Annotated in this window: 17 protein-coding genes; 4 read left to right on the top strand and 13 right to left on the bottom strand. The window is 58.9% G+C overall.

Annotated features, from left to right (window positions below):
* Positions 1–90: 90 nt before the first annotated feature.
* Positions 91–540: a flagellar basal body-associated FliL family protein gene (locus QZ534_RS10055; RefSeq protein WP_296934156.1), complete on the top strand. Its 450-nt coding sequence runs from the start codon at positions 91–93 to the stop codon at positions 538–540.
* A gap of 20 nt (positions 541–560) precedes the next feature.
* Here the strand turns inward: QZ534_RS10055 and QZ534_RS10050 are convergent, their stop codons facing one another.
* The 4 genes from QZ534_RS10050 to QZ534_RS10035 all read right to left on the bottom strand — a co-directional run bounded on the left by QZ534_RS10050 (position 561) and on the right by QZ534_RS10035 (position 6,644).
* Complete coding sequence (locus QZ534_RS10050; protein WP_064228462.1) at positions 561–776, bottom strand: hypothetical protein; 216 nt, start codon at positions 774–776, stop codon at positions 561–563.
* 122 nt (positions 777–898) lie between these two features.
* Positions 899–2,452, bottom strand: coding sequence for a glutamate--cysteine ligase (gene gshA / locus QZ534_RS10045; protein WP_296934154.1), 1,554 nt, complete (start codon positions 2,450–2,452; stop codon positions 899–901).
* 66 nt (positions 2,453–2,518) lie between these two features.
* A complete protein-coding gene (locus tag QZ534_RS10040; RefSeq protein WP_296934152.1) occupies positions 2,519–4,858 on the bottom strand; it encodes a Tex family protein in 2,340 nt (779 codons plus the stop codon).
* 49 nt (positions 4,859–4,907) lie between these two features.
* Positions 4,908–6,644 carry an EAL domain-containing protein gene (locus QZ534_RS10035; protein ID WP_296934150.1) on the bottom strand — a complete coding sequence of 579 codons (1,737 nt, stop codon included), beginning with the start codon at positions 6,642–6,644 and terminating at the stop codon, positions 4,908–4,910.
* Positions 6,645–6,787: 143 nt separating this feature from the next.
* Here QZ534_RS10035 and rep point away from each other — a divergent pair, with 143 nt between their 5' ends.
* On the top strand, positions 6,788–8,806 hold the full coding sequence (gene rep, locus QZ534_RS10030; protein ID WP_296934148.1) for a DNA helicase Rep: 2,019 nt from the start codon (positions 6,788–6,790) through the stop codon (positions 8,804–8,806).
* Positions 8,807–8,869: 63 nt separating this feature from the next.
* Here the strand turns inward: rep and QZ534_RS10025 are convergent, their stop codons facing one another.
* A complete protein-coding gene (locus QZ534_RS10025; protein ID WP_296934147.1) occupies positions 8,870–9,283 on the bottom strand; it encodes a cytochrome c5 family protein in 414 nt (137 codons plus the stop codon).
* A gap of 202 nt (positions 9,284–9,485) precedes the next feature.
* On the opposite strand from QZ534_RS10025, the gene QZ534_RS10020 reads away from it, so the two are divergent.
* On the top strand, positions 9,486–9,824 hold the full coding sequence (locus QZ534_RS10020) for a hypothetical protein (RefSeq protein WP_296934145.1): 339 nt from the start codon (positions 9,486–9,488) through the stop codon (positions 9,822–9,824).
* A 12-nt stretch (positions 9,825–9,836) separates the two neighbouring features.
* Positions 9,837–10,967: a phospholipase A gene (locus QZ534_RS10015; RefSeq protein WP_296934143.1), complete on the top strand. Its 1,131-nt coding sequence runs from the start codon at positions 9,837–9,839 to the stop codon at positions 10,965–10,967.
* Between the two features lie 157 nt (positions 10,968–11,124).
* On the opposite strand, the gene QZ534_RS10010 is transcribed toward QZ534_RS10015, so the two are convergent.
* The 8 genes from QZ534_RS10010 to QZ534_RS09975 form a co-directional block, all read right to left on the bottom strand.
* Positions 11,125–12,483 (bottom strand): phosphomannomutase, encoded by a 1,359-nt coding sequence (locus tag QZ534_RS10010; RefSeq protein ID WP_296934141.1) that lies wholly within the window; start codon positions 12,481–12,483, stop codon positions 11,125–11,127.
* A gap of 9 nt (positions 12,484–12,492) precedes the next feature.
* Positions 12,493–12,969, bottom strand: a complete 477-nt coding sequence (gene bfr / locus QZ534_RS10005; RefSeq protein WP_296934140.1) for a bacterioferritin — start codon at positions 12,967–12,969, stop codon at positions 12,493–12,495.
* A gap of 89 nt (positions 12,970–13,058) precedes the next feature.
* Complete coding sequence (locus tag QZ534_RS10000; RefSeq protein WP_248185256.1) at positions 13,059–13,265, bottom strand: bacterioferritin-associated ferredoxin; 207 nt, start codon at positions 13,263–13,265, stop codon at positions 13,059–13,061.
* A 108-nt stretch (positions 13,266–13,373) separates the two neighbouring features.
* Positions 13,374–14,660 carry a Xaa-Pro dipeptidase gene (gene pepQ, locus QZ534_RS09995; protein ID WP_296934135.1) on the bottom strand — a complete coding sequence of 429 codons (1,287 nt, stop codon included), beginning with the start codon at positions 14,658–14,660 and terminating at the stop codon, positions 13,374–13,376.
* Positions 14,653–15,567, bottom strand: a complete 915-nt coding sequence (locus tag QZ534_RS09990; RefSeq protein WP_296934134.1) for a LysR family transcriptional regulator — start codon at positions 15,565–15,567, stop codon at positions 14,653–14,655. The genes pepQ and QZ534_RS09990 overlap by 8 nt, the downstream gene beginning before the upstream one ends.
* 75 nt (positions 15,568–15,642) lie before the next feature.
* Positions 15,643–16,653, bottom strand: coding sequence for an oligopeptide/dipeptide ABC transporter ATP-binding protein (locus QZ534_RS09985; RefSeq protein WP_296934132.1), 1,011 nt, complete (start codon positions 16,651–16,653; stop codon positions 15,643–15,645).
* Positions 16,650–17,648, bottom strand: coding sequence for an ABC transporter ATP-binding protein (locus QZ534_RS09980; RefSeq protein WP_222466017.1), 999 nt, complete (start codon positions 17,646–17,648; stop codon positions 16,650–16,652). Before QZ534_RS09980 ends, QZ534_RS09985 begins: the two co-directional genes overlap by 4 nt.
* Before the next feature lie 4 nt (positions 17,649–17,652).
* On the bottom strand, positions 17,653–18,585 hold the full coding sequence (locus QZ534_RS09975) for an ABC transporter permease (RefSeq protein WP_014575818.1): 933 nt from the start codon (positions 18,583–18,585) through the stop codon (positions 17,653–17,655).
* Positions 18,586–18,615 lie beyond the last annotated feature (30 nt).

Here is an 18,615-nt window from a genome sequence, read left to right as displayed (position 1 = left end):
AACACCTCGAATCGTGAATTGAAACTGCAAGCGGCCACAGGGCCTGCTATTCTCGTCACTTAACCCTAAACCACGATCAACTTCAAGCCTATGACACGCCAGCCAAAATCCGTTCTGACGCTTCTGTTTCTGTTGTTCGCCATGATCCCCTTACCCGCCGTTTCCCAGGACGAAGAGAATTCCGAGGAGGAAGTGGCTGAAGAGGAAAGCGGCGTTACCGATTACATCAGCATGGATCCGCCGTTCGTGACTCACGTGGGCACCCCCGGGAACAAGCCGACCTACCTGAAAGCGGCCGTGACATTGCGGGCCCGGAGCACCGGCGCACGGCCGGCACTGGAAGCCCACATGCCCCGATTGAGACACGAACTGGTCATGCTGTTTGGTGAACAAACCGACACGGATCGCCTCACATCAATGGAGGGGCAGGAGGCGTTGCGCGAGGAGGCAAAACAAAGAATCAATGCGGTTCTGGAGGAGCAGCAGACCGGCGAGAGTATAGCCGGTGTGCTGTTTACAGAATTCGTGGTGCAGAAATAAGGCCGGGACCGACCAATAAATCAGGCGATCCGTGAAAACAGATCGTCTGCCTGGTCCCGGTCATCCCGGGCCACCTGATCGGCATCGTCCCAGCCGGCTTCCCAGGCGGCAATGACAACCTCACCCCGATAGGGGCAGCGGGCTTTATCCATGCCCATGTTGGCAGCCATGTAGCCCTGACGGTACGCCTTATTGAGCGCTTCCACATCCCAGCCGAGTTTGATATCCCTTGCCATAGCCGTCTCTCCCGATCCCGATGTTACAAAAATTAACAGCCGGACCGGGGGGGAGACAAATCTTTGTTCGGTTTCTGTGCGTCAGGTCCGCAGACTTCTGCGACAGTCGCCAAACTTACCGTTCAGGAGCGCAGATACTGTTCCAGAAACTCACTGAACGGCAGGGTATCGGCACGCTCCATCTGCGCCTGCTCGGCCAGGGAATCTGCCGTCATGGTATCAAACGCCTGACGGACACTCGGATCGAGGCCTTCCTGTCTCAGAGTTTGCTGATGCTGCCGGGCCATTTCCATACCCCACTCCCGATGCCCCAGGCCTGAGGAGCGCATGGCGTCCAGAACCCGGGCAGACGGCACCGTCCACTCACCGGTCAAGGTCTCGCGCTGGGCAGCCAGGGCACGACGGTAAGTATCATCCCCCCGCCAGCCATCCAGCAACTCGGCAAGCGGTTCCAGTTGCGCCAGGATATCGGTCGCGGCCTCTGAAACCGGGGTACGCTCCCCGGCACGGCACAGTTTCAATTCACGGAAACGACCGTTGGACACCACATCCTTGTAGTTGTCATCTAGGCGCTCGCATTCTTCATCGCCAATGCGGGGCGAGTCAGACAGCAGGCAATCCAGAAGGAACAGGTCCAGGAAATCGATCTGGGCCTCATTCACGCCCACTGGTGAGAAGGGATCAAGATCCAGACACCGCACCTCGATGTACTCCACACCCCGGGCCTCGAGGGCCTGGATGGGTTTTTCTTCCCGCTGCGTGGTGCGTTTGGGGCGCACGGCGCTGTAATACTCGTTTTCGATCTGCAGGACGCTGGTATTGATCTGGATGAACTGGTCGCCCCGGCGGGTGCCGATTTCCTCATAGGCCGGCCAGGTGGTGTGGATAGCCCGGTCCAGAGTCTGGGTGTAGGTGCTGAGCTCATTGAAACAGATATTCAGGGAGGCCTGGGCATTGTTGTGGTAACCCAGATCGCCCATCCGCAGGGACGTAGCGTACTCACCGTACCAGGTGCGCTCGTCAAACTGCTTGAGGTCGTGGCTGACACCGGCTACAAAGCTGGCATCCAGTGCCGGCGAGGCACCGAACAGCAACATCAGCAGCCAGCTGCGGCGGCGGAAGTTGCGGATGAGCCAGAAATACTGGTCCGATTTGAAGTCTTTTAGGCTTTGCTCATTGCCGAGCAACTCCTGCCACTTTTGCCAGAAGCTATCGGGTAGCGAGAGGTTATAGTGGGCTCCTGCGATGCTCTGCATCATACGCCCGTACCGCACCGCCAGCCCCTGCCGGTAAACGTGCTTGAGCTGGCCAATGTTCGAGCTGCCGTACTCCGCGATAGGGATGCTCGGATCGCCATCCAGCTCACAGGGCATGCTCGCCGCCCAGAAGACTTCGTCGCCAAGGTTCTGCTGCACGTAGGTATGGATATCCCGCAGCGACTTCAGCATGCCCCCGGTGCTGTTGAACACCGGTGTGATCAGCTCCAGCAAGGCCTCTGAATAGTCGGTAGTGATCCTCGGGTGGGTCAGTGCCGAACCCAGGGCTTCGGGATGCGGGGTCTGGGCAATGAAGCCGTTGCGATCCACCCGCAGCCCTTCTTTTTCGACACCCTTTAGAAAACCATCCCAGTCGCTGGCAGCGAACTGACGAAATACGGAATGGCGGGATTCAGCCATGGTCGACTCCTGCTGCGGCCGGTTTGCTCTTGTGCACAACCGGCCGGTGAAAAGATTGTAAACCCGTCAGCGGTCCTTGCGCGCCGAGGCGAGTGCCTGGGCCAGCGCACCAGCCATGGCGCCCTGCGGGGATTTCTGACCGTTACTGCCACCACCGGCGTTCCGGTTACCAACCTTGCGGCTGGCCCCGGTACGATTGGCGGCCATCGGCTTGCCCTCGTTTTTCTCGCCGGGCTGATCATCCATACGCATGGTCAGGGCAATACGCTTGCGCGGGATATCCACGTCCAGCACCTTGACCTTGACGATATCCCCGGCCTTGACCACCTCACGGGGATCCTTGACAAACGTGTGGGACAGCGCAGAAATATGCACCAGACCGTCCTGATGCACGCCAATGTCCACGAACGCACCGAAATTGGTGACGTTGGTCACCGAGCCTTCCAGCACCATCCCGGGCTTGAGATCATTCAGGGTTTCAACGCCCTCCTCGAAGCTGGCAAACCGGAATTCGGGGCGCGGGTCCCGCCCCGGCTTTTCCAGTTCCGAGATAATGTCCTTTATAGTCGGCAAACCGAACTGTTCTGTTACGTAGTCCTGGGGATTCAGACCACGCAGGAAGGCAGAATCGCCGATGATATCGTCCACCTTGCGGTTATTCTGCCTGGCGATGGCCTCGACCACGCCATAGGCTTCCGGGTGAACCGACGACCGGTCCAGGGGGTTCTCGCCGCCGGCAATACGCAGAAAGCCCGCCGCCTGCTCAAACGTGCGGTCGCCCAGCCGGGTGACTTTGAGCAGCTGTTTCCGGTTACGGAACATGCCGTTCTGGTTGCGGAACTCGATGATGTTCTGGGCAATAGTCTGGTTCAGGCCGGACACCCGGGCCAGCAATGGCGCTGAAGCGGTATTCAGATCCACGCCCACGCCGTTTACACAGTCTTCCACCACCGCGTCGAGACTGCGGGACAGCTGCACCTGGGAGACATCGTGCTGGTACTGCCCTACCCCGATGGATTTCGGCTCGATCTTTACCAGCTCCGCCAGCGGATCCTGCAGCCGGCGGGCAATGGATACCGCACCACGGATGGTGACATCCAGGTCCGGCAATTCTTTGGAGGCAAACTCGGACGCGGAATAGACCGACGCGCCGGACTCACTGACCACGATCCGGGCCAGCTTCAATTCGGGATAACGCTTGCTGAGGTCGGCGACCAGCTTCTCGGTCTCCCGGGAGGCGGTGCCGTTACCGATGGCCACCAGCTCGATCTTGTACTCCCGACACCAGGCCGCCAACTGCTCGATGGAGCGGTCCCACTGGTTCTGGGGGGCATGGGGGAAAATGGCACCGTGGCCCGCCACCTGACCAGTGCCATCGATAACAGCCACTTTCACGCCGGTGCGCAGCCCGGGATCAAGACCAAGGGTCGGTCGCGGACCGGCCGGCGCCAGCAGCAGTAGATCCTTGAGGTTGGCAGCAAACACATTGATGGCCTCGGTTTCGGCGGCCTCACGGACCTGCGCCATCAGGTCGGTTTCAATCTGGGTGGAAAGCTTGACCCGCCAGGTCCAGCGCACCACTTCCGAGAGCCATTTATCGGCGGCGCGGCCGTTGTCCCGGATGCTCCAGCGGGCGGCAATACGCTGCTCGGCCGGGTGCGGCGTGCGGCGGTCATCGTCGGCATCGCCGACTACAATGGTGTATCCCAGGATGCCCTCATTACGGCCCCGAAGAATGGCCAGGGCGCGGTGGGACGGCACTTTTTTCAGGGGCTCGACGTGGTCGAAATAATCCCTGAATTTGGCCCCCTCGTTTTCCTTGCCTTCTACCACGGTCACTTTCAGCTGGCCTTCCTGCCAGATGAAGTCCCGCAGGCTGCCCAGCAGCTCGGCATCCTCGGCAAAGCGCTCCATGAGTATATAGCGCGCGCCATCAAGGGCAGCCTTGGTGTCTTCCACGCCCGCCTCTTTATTCAGGTAGCCCTGGGCAGTGGTCTCCGGGTCCAGAGTCGGATCGTCATAAAGCGCGTCAGCCAGCGGCTCCAGACCCGCTTCCCGGGCAATCTGGGCCTTGGTCCGGCGCTTGGGCTTGTAGGGCAGGTAAAGATCTTCCAGGCGGTTCTTGGTATCGGCGTCCTGGATGGTGGCCTTGAGTTCGTCGGTCAGTTTGCCCTGCTCCTCGATACTCTTGAGGATGGTCGCACGACGGTCTTCCAGTTCACGCAGATAGCGCAGACGTTCTTCCAGGTTCCTCAGCTGGCTGTCATCCAGTGAGCCTGTGATCTCTTTCCGGTAGCGGGCGATAAACGGAACGGTCGCGCCCTCGTCGAGCAGTTCGACGGTGGCATTAACCTGTTGCTCGCGGACACCGAGTTCCTCGGCGATACGCCTGGAGATACTGTTCATGCAACCTCTGTCTGATGCTTTGCCAATAAACCAGCAAAGGTACAGCGGCTTACTGCTGCAGGCAAGCGGCCTGGCCCCGCTTGTTCAGGAATTGCACAAGATCGGCCCACGGCATGGGGCGGGCGTAGTAATAGCCCTGGATTTCATCGCAATGCTGCTGACGCAAAAACTCCAGCTGGCCTTCGGTTTCCACGCCTTCGGCCACCACGCTGATCTGCAGGCTATGGGCCAGACTGATGATGGCCCGGATAATGTGTTCGGCATCTGCCGAATTGCCCAGCTCCTGCACGAACGACTTGTCGATTTTCACCAGCGAGATCGGCAAGTGCTGGAGATTGCTCAGGGAGGAAAATCCGGTTCCAAAATCGTCCAGGGCGAAGCTGATACCCAACTGGTTTAACTCCCGCAGGCAGCGCTGGGCATACTCCGGATCGTGCATCATGGCACTCTCCGTCAGCTCCAGTTCCAGAAGGCTGGTATCCACGTTGGCATTGAAGATGATCCGGAAAATGGTCTCGGTCATCTTGCGATCATGAAACTGCCGGAACGACAGATTGACGGCGAACACCAGGCCCGGGAAGCCAAGCTCGGCCGACTCCTGCAGACGCTTGCAGGCCTGCTCGATCACCCAGTAACCGATGGGCACGATCAGACCGCTGCGCTCGGCCACCGGGATAAATTCGTCCGGCCCTACCAGCCCCCGCTCCGGATGATTCCAGCGCAGCAGGCATTCCACGCCCCGGACCTCCTCGGTGGCCAGATCAATTCTGGGCTGGTAGTAAAGTTCCAGCTCCTTGCCCCGCAGGGCGTTGCGAAGGTCCGCCTCCAGGCGAAGCTGGTAGCCGGCGGAAATGTGCAACTGCCGGTCGTAGAAACGGTAGCTGGTGCCCGGGTCGCGCTTGGCTTCGAACATGGCCCGGTTGGCCCGGCGCAACAGATTTTCCGCGCTGTCACCGGCTTCCGGGTAGGTGGCAACGCCCAGGCTGGCACTGACCACGACGGTCTGGCCATCAATGGTAACCGGCTCATCCAGGGCGTTAACCACCTTGCGGATAATCTGGGTGATATCAAGGGAATCCTCGACCTTTTCGACAATAATGGCCAGCTCGTCGCCCCCGATACGCATCAGCGAATCCACCCGACGGAGGGAATGGCGAAGCCGTTCAGCCAGCTTCATCATCAACTGGTCACTTTTCTGGTAGCCAAACGACTCGTTGATGCTGCGGAAGTCATCAATGTTGAGATGCAACAGAGCCAGCCGGTGGCCTGCGCGCTCGGCCCGTAGAAGTGCTTGCTGGAGACGATCGAAGAACAGATCCCGATTGATGAAACCGGTGGCCACCTCACGGCCCAGTTGGCCATGGGCAGATTCGGATAACTGATCACGGTACCAGAGGCACTTCAAGGCCCGCCGGAAATTCCAGTGGTCCAGGTTCTGGCGACTGAGATAATCAGCGGCGCCGGCCGCCAGCAATTCGGGCGCCCGCTCCACCGGAGGCTCGGCACTCAGGGCAAGCACGGGCTTTTCATTGCTGGCGACCGCAAGGTACTGTAGAAAGGAAGCTTCAGACCCGCCATGGAACACGCAATCCCAGACGATGACATCAAAACTGGCGTTGCGGATCAGATCATCACAATCCACAAGGTCCGGACACCAGGTAGCGTCCGCACTGATCTCGACGTCACCCGCCAGAAGAGCATTCAGCCAGAGAAAATCAGCATAATCTGGTGTCAGAACCAACAGGCGCAAGTGTCCGGGCCTCATGGTTTCCAGTGGCAGTGTCATCAAGCAGGATCCATTTATGCGTGAACAACCGAGTCCGTTCTGTTAATCATAGTCGATAGATCCTCAAGGTACAGTAACTCTGCGTGGTGTAGAATAAGTCCACGCTCTTTAATCCCGTTTCGTTCCATTCTGGCCATTTATTTGTGAACAAGCTCAACCCGAGACAAAGCGAAGCAGTCCGCTACGCCGATGGCCCGATGCTGGTGCTCGCCGGTGCCGGCAGCGGCAAGACCAGCGTGATCACCCGCAAGATTGCCTACCTGATCGAGCAACTTGGGATCCCGGGGCGTCATATTGCCGCCGTCACCTTCACCAACAAGGCTGCCCGGGAAATGAAGGAGCGGGTTGGCCGGATCGTTGACCGGAAGCTGACCCGGGGCCTGATTGTATCCACTTTTCATAATCTTGGCCTCAACATGATCCGGGAAGAGCACACCCATCTCGGCTACCACCCGGGTTTTTCCATTTTTGACGCCGAGGATGCCAAGGCCCTGTTACAGGATCTGATGCTCCGGGAAGCGAGTGCCGAGGCCGGCGACGAGCTCAACGACATCCAGATGACCATTTCCTCCTGGAAAAACGCCATGCGCGGCCCCGCCGAGGCCCTGAGCAAGGCGGCGGATGAGCGGGAACAGCGCATTGCCATCATCTACAAGAAATACAACGAGTACCTGAAGGCGTACAACGCGGTGGATTTCGACGACCTGATCCTGCTGCCGGTGATGCTGTTCCGCTCTCACCCGGACGTGTTGGCCAAATGGCGCCGGAAAATCCGCTACATGCTGGTGGATGAGTACCAGGACACCAACGTATGCCAGTACGAACTGGTCAAGCTGCTAGTAGCTGAGCGCGCCGCGTTCACAGTGGTCGGCGACGACGACCAGTCGATTTACGCCTGGCGCGGCGCCCGGCCGGAAAACCTGGCCCAGCTCAAAGAAGACTTCCCGAGCCTGAAAATCGTCAAGCTGGAGCAGAACTATCGTTCCACGGCCCGGATCCTGCGCAGTGCCAACACCGTAATCGCCAACAATCCCCACGTATTCGAGAAGGCCCTGTGGAGTGACCATACCATCGGCGAGGAAATCCGGATTGTCCGGTGCCGCAACGAGGACGCCGAAACCGACCGGGTCGCCACCGAGATTCTCGATCAAAAGCTAAAGAAAGGGCTCGATTTCCGGGACTTTGCCGTGCTGTACCGGGGCAACCACCAGGCACGCCTGTTGGAAATGAAGCTGCAGGCCTACCAGATTCCCTATCGGATCTCAGGCGGTCAGTCTTTTTTCTCGAAGAACGAGATCAAAGATGCCATGTCCTATCTGCGCCTGCTGATCAACCCGGATGACGACGCCGCATTCCTGCGGGTGGTCAATGTGCCGCGCCGGGAGATCGGTCCGCGCACCCTGGAGCAACTGAGCCATTATGCCCGCTCGCGGAATGTCAGCCTGTTCAAGGCGCTGGGCGATATGGGGGCAGAGACCCATGTGACGGAAAAGGGGCTGGACCGGCTCCGGCGCTTTGCCCACTGGGTCGATGCCACCTGCGAACGGCTGCATAGCGAGAACCCGGTTCCTGTGATCAAGCAGCTGTTCACCGACATCGAGTACGAGGAATGGCTTCACCAGCACTCGGGCACCCCCAAGCAGGCCGAGCGGCGGATGGAGAACATCTGGTATCTGGTGGAGTCCATCCAGCGTATGCTCGATGACGGCAAGGGCACGGCCGATGAGCTGGGCATCGAGGACGCCATTACCAAACTCATCCTGCGGGACATGATGGAGCAACGCGAGGAAGAGGACGACAGCGACAAGGTTCAGCTGCTCACCCTGCACGCCTCCAAGGGCCTGGAGTTTCCCCATGTGTTCATCATGGGACTTGAAGAGGAAATCCTGCCCCACCGCAGCAGCATCGAGGAAGGCAACATCGAGGAAGAGCGGCGACTGATGTACGTGGGCATTACCCGCGCCCGGGAAACACTGACGCTGACCTATGCAGCAACCCGAAAACAGTACGGCGAAAAACTGGAGACCATCCCGAGCCGATTCCTGGATGAATTGCCCGAGGAAGACCTGAAATGGGAGGGAATGGGCGATCTGGATGTAGAGGCAAACCAGAAAAAGGGCAAGGCGACCCTGAGCGCTCTGTTGGGCGACCTCGGCCTTTAACGAAGAGCCAGATGCAAAAAAAGCCCCTTTACGGGGCTTTTTCAACAGGCAAAACCATTATGCTTACTGGCTTTGCTCCACAAGGTGCTCAACGGCTGCCTGGATTTCTTCATCCGGGCAGTTGGCACAGCCACCCTTGGCCGGCATGGCATTAAAGCCATTGATCGCATGACTGACCAGCGTGTCCAGCCCCTTGTCGATACGGGGAGCCCAGGCGTCGGTGTCGCCAATCTTGGGTGCACCGGCAGCGCCGGTTGTATGGCAGGCCATGCATACGGCGTCATATACTTCACTGCCTGAACGAGGGCCGGAACTGGCTGTCTCGGTCGGAGCAGCTGCACTGCCGCACTCTTCACCCTGAAGGCATACTTCGCCTACCGGCTGGATACGTGCACGGATCTCATCTTCGACACTTGCCATTACGGCGCTGGCTGTAAGGCCTGCAACGACCAGTACAGCAGCCAGGACTCTCTTCATCTTCACAATGCACCTCGCATTTGAGCGTTATAATCTTCGGTCGCCGCATTATAGCGACTGAAACCTGGCAAAAAAACCAAACAGCAAAATCATAAATTGATTTCAACCATTTTAATTGCGATTTCGTAAGTGAGAGGGAGTTTCGCGAACAATCCGGTTACCATGGTGTTCGCCGACGTTTTACCATTCAGGACCTGTTTCCATGACCAATTCGGAACCGACTTCACCCCACCCTTTACGCAAACCGCTGCTGATTGCAGAGTTTACGGCGCTTGCTGTTCTGCTTGCTTCCATGGGATGGTTTTCCAGTCAAACCAGCGGCGGTGAGACTATCAGCGCCGGCTGGCTGCTGATTCCAGCCTTTGCCAGCCTGGGGGTCTTTCTCAGCTTCATTGGACTCATGTACCTGCGCTGGGTTGTCTCTGCAGATGGCGGCAACCGGTTCAAGCACAAGCTTGTATTTTCGCTTCTGGCAGTCACCCTGATCGGCGTCTGGATTTACGGAATAGCCAACACCTGGTTCAGCCTGACTGCCGGCTAGGAGACCTCCCCCATGACATCCTCACACCTGTTGGCGCCAACAAGGGCTCTCACGGCACTTTCTTTGTTGGTACTGTCGGTATCCGTGAACGTGGCGGCGCAGACCAATGAGACGCCCGCAATCGACTCACCCGAACAATGCGCGCTGATAGACGATGGCATCAAGCGCCTGGCATGCTTTGACAGCCACTACAAGCCGACAGAGCGTCAGGCCGAGGCCTCCGAGAGCGCGAAAGAACAAGCCGAGAAGAGCGCGGAACCGTTGGCACCGAATGGCAAAGATCTCGATGCGGTGGCCGGCAACGCGCTGGAGGGCGATTCCGACGCGGGCGTTATGGCGGCGCTGGTAGATCGTTATGTCGCGGCTGAAAAGGCCGTATTTTCATTCTCTGGCAGCTTCGTGGGCCACCGTCCGACCTATATCCTGCCCGTGAGCTGGGTGAAAGACCCGAACGAATCCCCTTCCAGCCCCAGGCTGGGGTCCATCGGCTATGACTACGATCTGGAACGGGAAGAAGCCAAGTACCAGATCAGCTTCAAGGTGCCATTGCTGACGGGGATTCTGGATGACCGCACAACGCTCTGGTTTGGTTACACCCAGACCTCGTTCTGGCAAGTTTACAACCAGGACGATTCCGCGCCTTTCCGGGAAACCAATTACGAGCCGGAGATATTTGCCCGATACCAGACCGACTGGGATATCGGACCGGGCCGGCTCAATGGCGTAACCCTTGGCTTCAACCACCAATCCAATGGCCAGTCGGAGCCCCGGTCCCGAAGCTGGAACCGGATTATGGGGTCTGCCGCCTACAGCTATGATCGATGGCTGTTTATGGTTCAGCCCTGGTACCGGATTCCGGAGAACAGTGAAGATGACAATGCCGATATCGAACGCTATCTGGGGTATGCGAATTACTATGCGGTGTACAAGCTGACCGAAGATCGCACGTTTTCTTTACGGCTGATGAATAACCTGCGGTCGGATGACAACAAGACCTCGGTGGAGTTCGGGTACAGTTTTCCGATGGGGGATACGGTGAAGGGGTTCTTCCAGTACTACAACGGGTATGGAGAGAGTCTGATTGACTATAATCACCGGATTCAGCGGTTTGGTATCGGCATTATGCTGAACGACTGGCTCTGACTTTGCCTTGACGATTTGGTGCAAGACCGCTCGTCACGGTTCCCTCTCATGAAACTGTGCGGAGCCATGGATGGCGGAGCCCAAGCGTCACATGGACGTGCCGCAAGGAGCGTGTTTCAGGAGAGGGAACCGCGCCGATCGGCCCCATACGTCTGCGTTACCCTTCCTTGTTCAACCTGTCCATTTCAGCCAGCAGTTCCTTTGTTTTCTCTTCCATCAACGGAATATTAGCCCGCGATTCTACGTTCAACCGCACCACCGGCTCGGTGTTGGACATCCGGAGGTTGAAGCGCCAGTCGTCGAATTCGATGCTTACGCCGTCCACGTGGCTGACGCTTTTGGCGCCAACGCTGTATTTGGCTTCAATCGCGTCGATGACCTTGGGGGGATCGGCGATGGTGCGGTTGATTTCGCCGCTGGCCGGGTAGGCTTCGATTCGGGCATCAATCAACGACGACAATGTCTGGCCGGACTGGCAGAGGCGTTCGGCGACCAGCAGCCACGGGATCATGCCGCTGTCGCAGTAGGCGAAGTCGCGGAAGTAGTGGTGGGCGCTCATTTCGCCGCCGTATACGGCGTCTTCATCGCGCATTCTCTGTTTGATGAAGGCGTGGCCTGTTTTGCTTTCGATGGCTTCGCCGCCCGCGGCTTTGACCAGATCCAGGGTGTTCCAGGTCAGGCGCGGGTCGTGGATGACTTTGCCGCCACCGGTTTTGTGCAGGAACTGGTCGGCAAGCAAGCCGACGATGTAGTAGCCCTCGATAAAGCGGCCGTTTTCGTCGAAGAAGAAGCAGCGGTCGTAGTCACCATCCCAGGCAATACCCATGGCGGCGCCTTCTGCGATAACGGCGTCCGCCGTCGCCGCCCGGTTTTCCGGGAGGATCGGGTTGGGTACGCCGTTGGGAAAATGGCCATCCGGCTGGTGGTGCACTTTCACGAACTCAAAGGGCAGGTGCTGTTCGAGTTCATCGATCACGAGGCCGGCGCCGCCGTTACCGGCGTTGCAGACAATGGTCAGCGGGCTGAGAGAGCCGGCATCGATATACCCCAGGAGATGGTCCACATAGGCGCTCATCACCTCGAGCGGCTCGTAGCGGCCCTGTTCGGGCGCATCACCGAAAGGGTCCAGTACCCGGTCGCGGATTTCGTTCAGGCCGTTGTCGGAGCTGATGGGCCGGGATTCGGGGCCCACCATTTTCATACCGTTGTGATCTTTGGGGTTGTGGCTGGCGGTCACCATGATGCCGCCATCCATCTTGTAATGGCTGGTGGCAAAATACACCTGCTCGGTGCCACACAGGCCGATATCAAAAACATCCGCACCGGCTGCCATGAGGCCAGAGCTGAGTGCCTCGGCGATGTCCGGGCTTGAAAGACGGATGTCGTAGCCCACGATCACTTTCTTCGCGCCAGTGATTTCCACGTAAGCGCGCCCGATTTTTTCGGCCAGGACCGGATTCAGTTGATCCGGCACCCGGCCTCGCAGGTCGTAGGCTTTAAAACAGGACAAGTCCATTGTCTGAAATTACTCCGCGGCGGATGACTGAAGCTGGATGTAGTTCTGGATGCCCATCTGGGAAATCATTTCCAGCTGGGTTTCCAGCCAGTCGATGTGCTCCTCTTCGCTATCGAGAATGCTGCGGAACAGTTCACGGCTGGTGAAGTCCTGCACCTCCTCGCAATAGAGGATCGCCTCTTTAAGGTCAGTGTGGGCAGTTTCTTCCAGTTTGAGATCGCAGGAGATCATTTCCTCCACGTTCTCGCCGATCAGCAACTTGTTCAGATCCTGGAGGTTGGGCAGGCCTTCGAGGAACAGGATCCGCTCGATAAGCTGATCCGCGTGCTTCATCTCGTCGATGGACTCTTCGTATTCCTTGGCGGCCAGCTTGGTAATGCCCCAATCCTTGTACATGCGGGAATGGAGAAAGTACTGGTTGATCGCGGTCAGCTCGTTACCGAGGACCTTGTTCAAGTGCTGGATTACCTTTTTATCGCCTTTCATGGTCGGGCTCCCTGATGGCCGAATGAATCAGCCTCTTAGGATAGCCCCTAATGGCGCAGGAGAAAAATAGAGCCGGACAATCGTGCCGGTCAGGCAGGCTGGGCGAGCATATTGGCCATGGCCAGGTAGTCGGGCGTGCGACTCTCGCGCAGGATCTCGCGGGCAGTGCAGGCACAGCGTCCGCACTGGGTGCCCACACCCAGCTCTTTGCCAAGCTGGCGCATGGAAGAAATGCCGTTGTCGGCAGCTTCGCGAATTTCCCGGTCGGTTACGCCGTGGCAAAGGCAAACGTACATAGCAGTGACTCACCAATGACAATAAAAGTTAGTGATAATTATTGTCATTGGCATCTCGGAATGCAAGCCCTCTGGCTTAAATTTGTGCAACTTTTTGTATTGAGGGTCTCACGAATCCCGGGTCAGATTCCGGGAGCCGGCTTCGGTAACCACCACGTTGTCTTCGATACGAATACCCCCGCAGCCTTTCAGGCGGCCGATCAGCTCCCGGTTCAGATGCTGCCCCAGCGCCCCATCCAGCAATGGCTGCAACAAGGAAGGGATAAAATAGAGACCCGGCTCGATAGTCACGACCATGCCGGTTTCCAAACGGCGAGTCAGGCGGAGAAAGGGCGCGTCGTCCGGAGGCGGCGTTGGCTTTCCAGCCACGTCGTGAACCTGGACACCCAGAAAATGACCGATGCCATGGGGGAAGAACACACGGGTGATGCCTTTTTCGACAATGTCCTCGTCATCCAGGCCGGCTACCAGACCGGTCGCCGACAGCAGAGCGGCAAGCCCCTGATGGGCCTTACGATGAATGTCGATGTAATCCACGCCAGGCGCGACCATGTCGCAGAGCCTGATCTGGAGCCGATCGAGACCGTGGATCAGCGCCGCGAAGTGCGGCTCATCCGGTCCTGCCGTGGTGCGGGTAATGTCGGAGCAGTAGCCACGAAAACGGACCCCGGCATCAATCAGCAAACTCCGGGGCTGCCCCGGAGGCTGCGTATCGTAATACTGGTAGTGCAGCGTGCCGGCGTGCTCGTTCAGTCCGATGATGCTGTGATAAGGCGCATCCGCTTCCCGCTGACGGGTCGCCTGCTGGTAGGCCAGGTTGATGCCAAACTCGCTGTCACCGGCCAGGAACGCCTCCCGGGCGGCCTCATGGCCTTTGAGAGCAAGCCTGTTGGCCTGCGCCAGACACTCGATTTCATATTGGGTCTTGCGCACGCGGGTCTCATCCAGTGCCCTCAATAGCGCGTCGGGATTTTTCTCACCCGGGATATTCGCAATCAGGGCGGGATCCCCGATCACTGCAAGGCTTTCGGGATCATCCAGCAACGGGGCCTCGGGTGAGTCACTGCTGCGAACCTCGATAAACTGCTGCCAGGGCTCTTCCGTCAGTGGTGAATTGGCGTGCCAGAAGTCCACCGGCTCGAACAGCCAGAGCACGGGCTGGTGCCCGGCCCGAATCCAGAGCCAGCAGTGTTCGCGACCGGCCAGCCCGGTCCAGTGAAGGAACGGACCGTAACCCTGAAAATGCCACGCCTGGTCATCTCCATATCGGAAAGGCGCGGCGCCAGAAGCAATGAGCAGGCTGTCGTAGCCATGCTCTGCCAGAGCCGATTCGTATCGGGCCTGCAGTTCTTTCAGGTGATCGATCTGCACGTGCAACAGGGCATCATCAGGCATAGCCATCTTCCAGTGTGTTCCAGAGTGTTAAAAGATCGTCCGAGCGGGTGTCGCGGAGACGGATCAGCCGAATTTCCAGAGGAACATCCCAGCTTTCGTCCCCGGCTCGCACCAGGCTGCCGAACTGTTCGCTTTTCTCCGTCATGCGCCGGGGCAACCACCCCATGCCGAAACCCTGTTTTACCAACGCCTTGATGCTGGCGGACTGGGTATTCTCGTTCAGGGGTAAAAGATTGGCCGTCAACCTGCTGCGGGCAAGATGGCCTTCAATCGCGGATTGCAGGAAACCACGACTGTGATAGGCGATCAGCGGTACCGGCTGTTCCGGGCTGCCGGGCAAGGCAAACCGCGGATGCCCCTGATCGTCAGCAACACTGACCGGAACCAGGGATTCACGAGCCAACACCAGCCAGTCGTAACTGTCCGCAGTCAGCCTCCCGCCCCAGGGCAGATCTGGATGCCAATAACACAGCACCAGATCACACTCGCCACTGTCCAGCGCCTCCAGAAACTGCTCCCCCACCCAACTGGTGGCGTTCAGGTTCAGCTGCAAACGCTCGGCAATGCCCGCGTCTTTCGCCCAGCCCTGGTAGAAGTGCGAGAATAGCCCCTGGGTGGAGCCGACACTGATCCTGGCAGACACCTCGGCTTCAAGGGCGGCAATGCGATCACGGGTATCCCGTACATCCCGGGTGATCCGCTCGCAAAGCTCGCGGAATATTTCTCCTGCCGGGGTCAGCGAGAGTGGCAACGTCTGACGATTGATCAGCGTGCTGCCCATGGCCTCTTCCAAAAGCTTGATCCGGCGGCTGAACGTAGGCTGGCTCACGTGCTGCAATTCGGCAGCACGCGAGAAATGGCGCGTTCGGGCCAGCGCCAGAAAATCATCCAACCAGCGTACTTCCATGGAGTCCCCTGAGGGTATGTCGTTGTATCGATACGAGTTCTGCTGCTGGCATCATAGCCTATCGCAGCGGCGCCGTTACAACCTGCCCTCTTCCACCGCGTGGCACGCAACCTGGATTCCGCCATCCGTGGTGATCAGCTGGGGCACTTCCTGCCGGCATCGCTCGTTGGCATAGGGGCAACGGCCGTGGAACACGCAGCCGGATGGCAGGTTCACCGGCGTAGGCACTTCCCCCTTCAGCCGTATGTGGTTGGGGCGGTCGTCCTCCAGTTTCGGAATAGCCGACAACAGCGCCTGGGTGTAGGGATGTCGGGGCGCGGAAAACAGGGTTCGGGTGTCCGCAAGCTCACAGACCCTGCCCAGGTACATCACCGCCACCCGGGTGCCAAAATGCTCCACCACCGCCAGGTCGTGGGTAATAAACAGATAGGTCAGCCCGTGGCTTTCCTGGGCGTCCATCAGCAGGTTCAGAACCTGGGCCTGGATGGACACATCCAGGGCCGAGATGGGCTCGTCCGCCACGATAAATTCCGGATCCACTGCCAGAGCCCGGGCAATGGCGATCCGCTGGCGCTGGCCACCGGAGAACTCATGGCCAAATCGACTGCCCCAATCCGGGTCAATTCCCACCGAATGCATCACTTCGTGGATCTTGTCCCGCACCTGAACCTGCGACCAGTCCGGATGGTGGAACCGGATCGGTTCCTCCAGGGTCTGCTGGATGGTCATGCGCGGGTTCAGGGAGGCATAGGGGTTCTGGAAGATCATCTGCATCTTGCGACGGTAGGGCAGAGAATCCTTGCGCTCGAGATTATCGATACGCTGACCGTCGTAGTGGATCTCGCCGGCGCTGGGCGAGAGCAAGCCCATAACCGTGCGGGCCACGGTGGACTTGCCACAGCCGGATTCACCGACCACGCAAAGGGCCTCGCCCTTCTGCACTTCCAGATCGACACCGTTGATGGCGTGCACGGCTTCCTGCTTGCGGCGGAAACGGCCTCCCTCGAAAGTGATCTGCTCCAGCAAACTGCCGGACAGGTCAAAGCGTTTCTCCAGACCGCGAATACTTACCAGTGGGGAGGTCATGATTCGGCCTCCTGCATGCGTTTCTCCTGCTCAATCAGGTTGGCGACTTCGTAACAGGCCACATTCACATTGCCCGAACGGACATACTCCGGCATCGCCTGCTTGCACTGCTCGGTGGCGAACTTGCAGCGGGGATGGAACGGGCAGCCCGAAGGCACGTTCTTCAGCGATGGCATGGAGCCGGGAATCTGGAACAGCCGTTCACCCGGCTCACCCATCTGGGGCAACGCGTTGATCAGCCCCTGGGTGTACGGGTGCTGGGCATCGTTGATGATTTCCCGGGTTGGCCCCTGCTCGATGATTCGCCCGGAGTACATGACCAGCATCCGCTGGGTCACCTGCGAGACCACGCCCAGATCGTGGGTGATCAGCATCAGCGCCACATTCTCCTGTTCGCACAGGTTCAGCAGCAGGTCCATGATTTCCGCCTGGATGGTCACATCCAGAGCCGTTGTGGGCTCATCGGCGATAATGATTTCCGGGTCCAGCAGCAGAGCGATGGCAATGATCACCCGCTGGCGCATGCCCCCGGAAAGCTCATGGGGATACTGGTCCAGACGCTTCTCCGGAGAGGGAATCTGCACCTTCTGCAGCCGATCCAGGGCAATGGCACGGGCTTCTTTTTTGCTGATCTTCCGGTGGGCCAGGATGGCCTCTACCATTTGGGTGCCAATGGTCAGCACCGGATTCAGGGTCATCATCGGATCCTGGAAGATCATGGCGATGCGATTGCCGCGGATCTTACGCAGCTCCCGCTCGCTCATGGCGGCCAGGTCCCTGCCCTCGAACAGGATCTGCCCGCCAGCGATGTAGCCCGGCTTGGCAATCAGATTGAGAATGGAAAAGGCGGCCACCGACTTGCCCGCACCGGACTCCCCCACCAGGCCCAGCCTCTCACCTTTGTCTAGGGTGAAGCTGATACCCCGCAGCGCGGTCAGGTCGCCACCACGCACGGCAAAACGCACATCCAGATCTTTTACTTCCAACAGTGCCATGGTGTTACCCCTTGTACAGCCGTGGGTTCATCACATCCCGCAACCAGTCACCCAACAGATTTATGACCAGCACGAGCACCACCAGCACCAGGCCCGGGATCAGGGTGATCCACCAGGAACCGCTCTGGATGTAGTCAAAGCCGGATTTGATCAGCGAGCCCAGCGAGGGCTGGGTTTCCGGCATACCAAGACCCAGGAACGACAGCGCCGCCTCGGAAATAATGGCGTTCGCGATCTGCACCGTCGCAATCACGAAGATCGGCGACAGGGTATTGGGCAGGATATGCCGGAACATGATCCGACGTGTCCCGAAGCCCATAACCTTGGCCGCATCCACGTACTCCTTCTTCTTTTCCGCCAGCACCGAAGCACGAACGGTGCGGGCAATCTGGGGCCACTCGGCCACACCGATGATGAAGATCAGCATGTAAATGGCGATCTCACCGAACATCAGGTTACCGAAGCTGGCCTTGAACACCGCTCCCACGATGATGGCAACCATCAGGGTAGAGAACGACAGCTGCACGTCGGCAATGCGCATCAGTACCGCGTCTACCTTGCCGCCCAGGTAACCGGCCAGCAGGCCGAACAGAATGCCCAGGAACGCCTGCAGAACCACCGCACCGAAGCCGATCATGAGCGACACCCGGGTGCCGTAGAGAATGGTGGACAACAGGTCCCGCCCCTGGGCGTCGGTGCCCAGGGGGAATGCCGGATCAGCCCCGCTCATGCCCACCGGGGGCAGCTCGGAATTCATGATATTGATCTGCGCCAGATCGTAGGGATCGGCGGGCGCCAGCAGGGGCGCAAACACCGCCGCCAGCACCATCAACAGCAGCACGGCGAAGCTGACTATGGCCACCTTGTCGCGCTTGAAGCTGTACCAGAAGAAGGACTCGCGGAAGCGGTCCCAGCGGGAAACCGTTGCCGTTGTCATGCTTTCTTTCCTGTCAGTTTGACGGTGGGA

This window comes from uncultured Marinobacter sp., from assembly GCF_913055835.1.
In the GTDB taxonomy this organism is placed as follows: Bacteria; Pseudomonadota; Gammaproteobacteria; order Pseudomonadales; family Oleiphilaceae; genus Marinobacter.
Note: the sequence above shows the minus strand (reverse complement) of the source record. Positions and strands in the feature narration are given on the sequence as shown.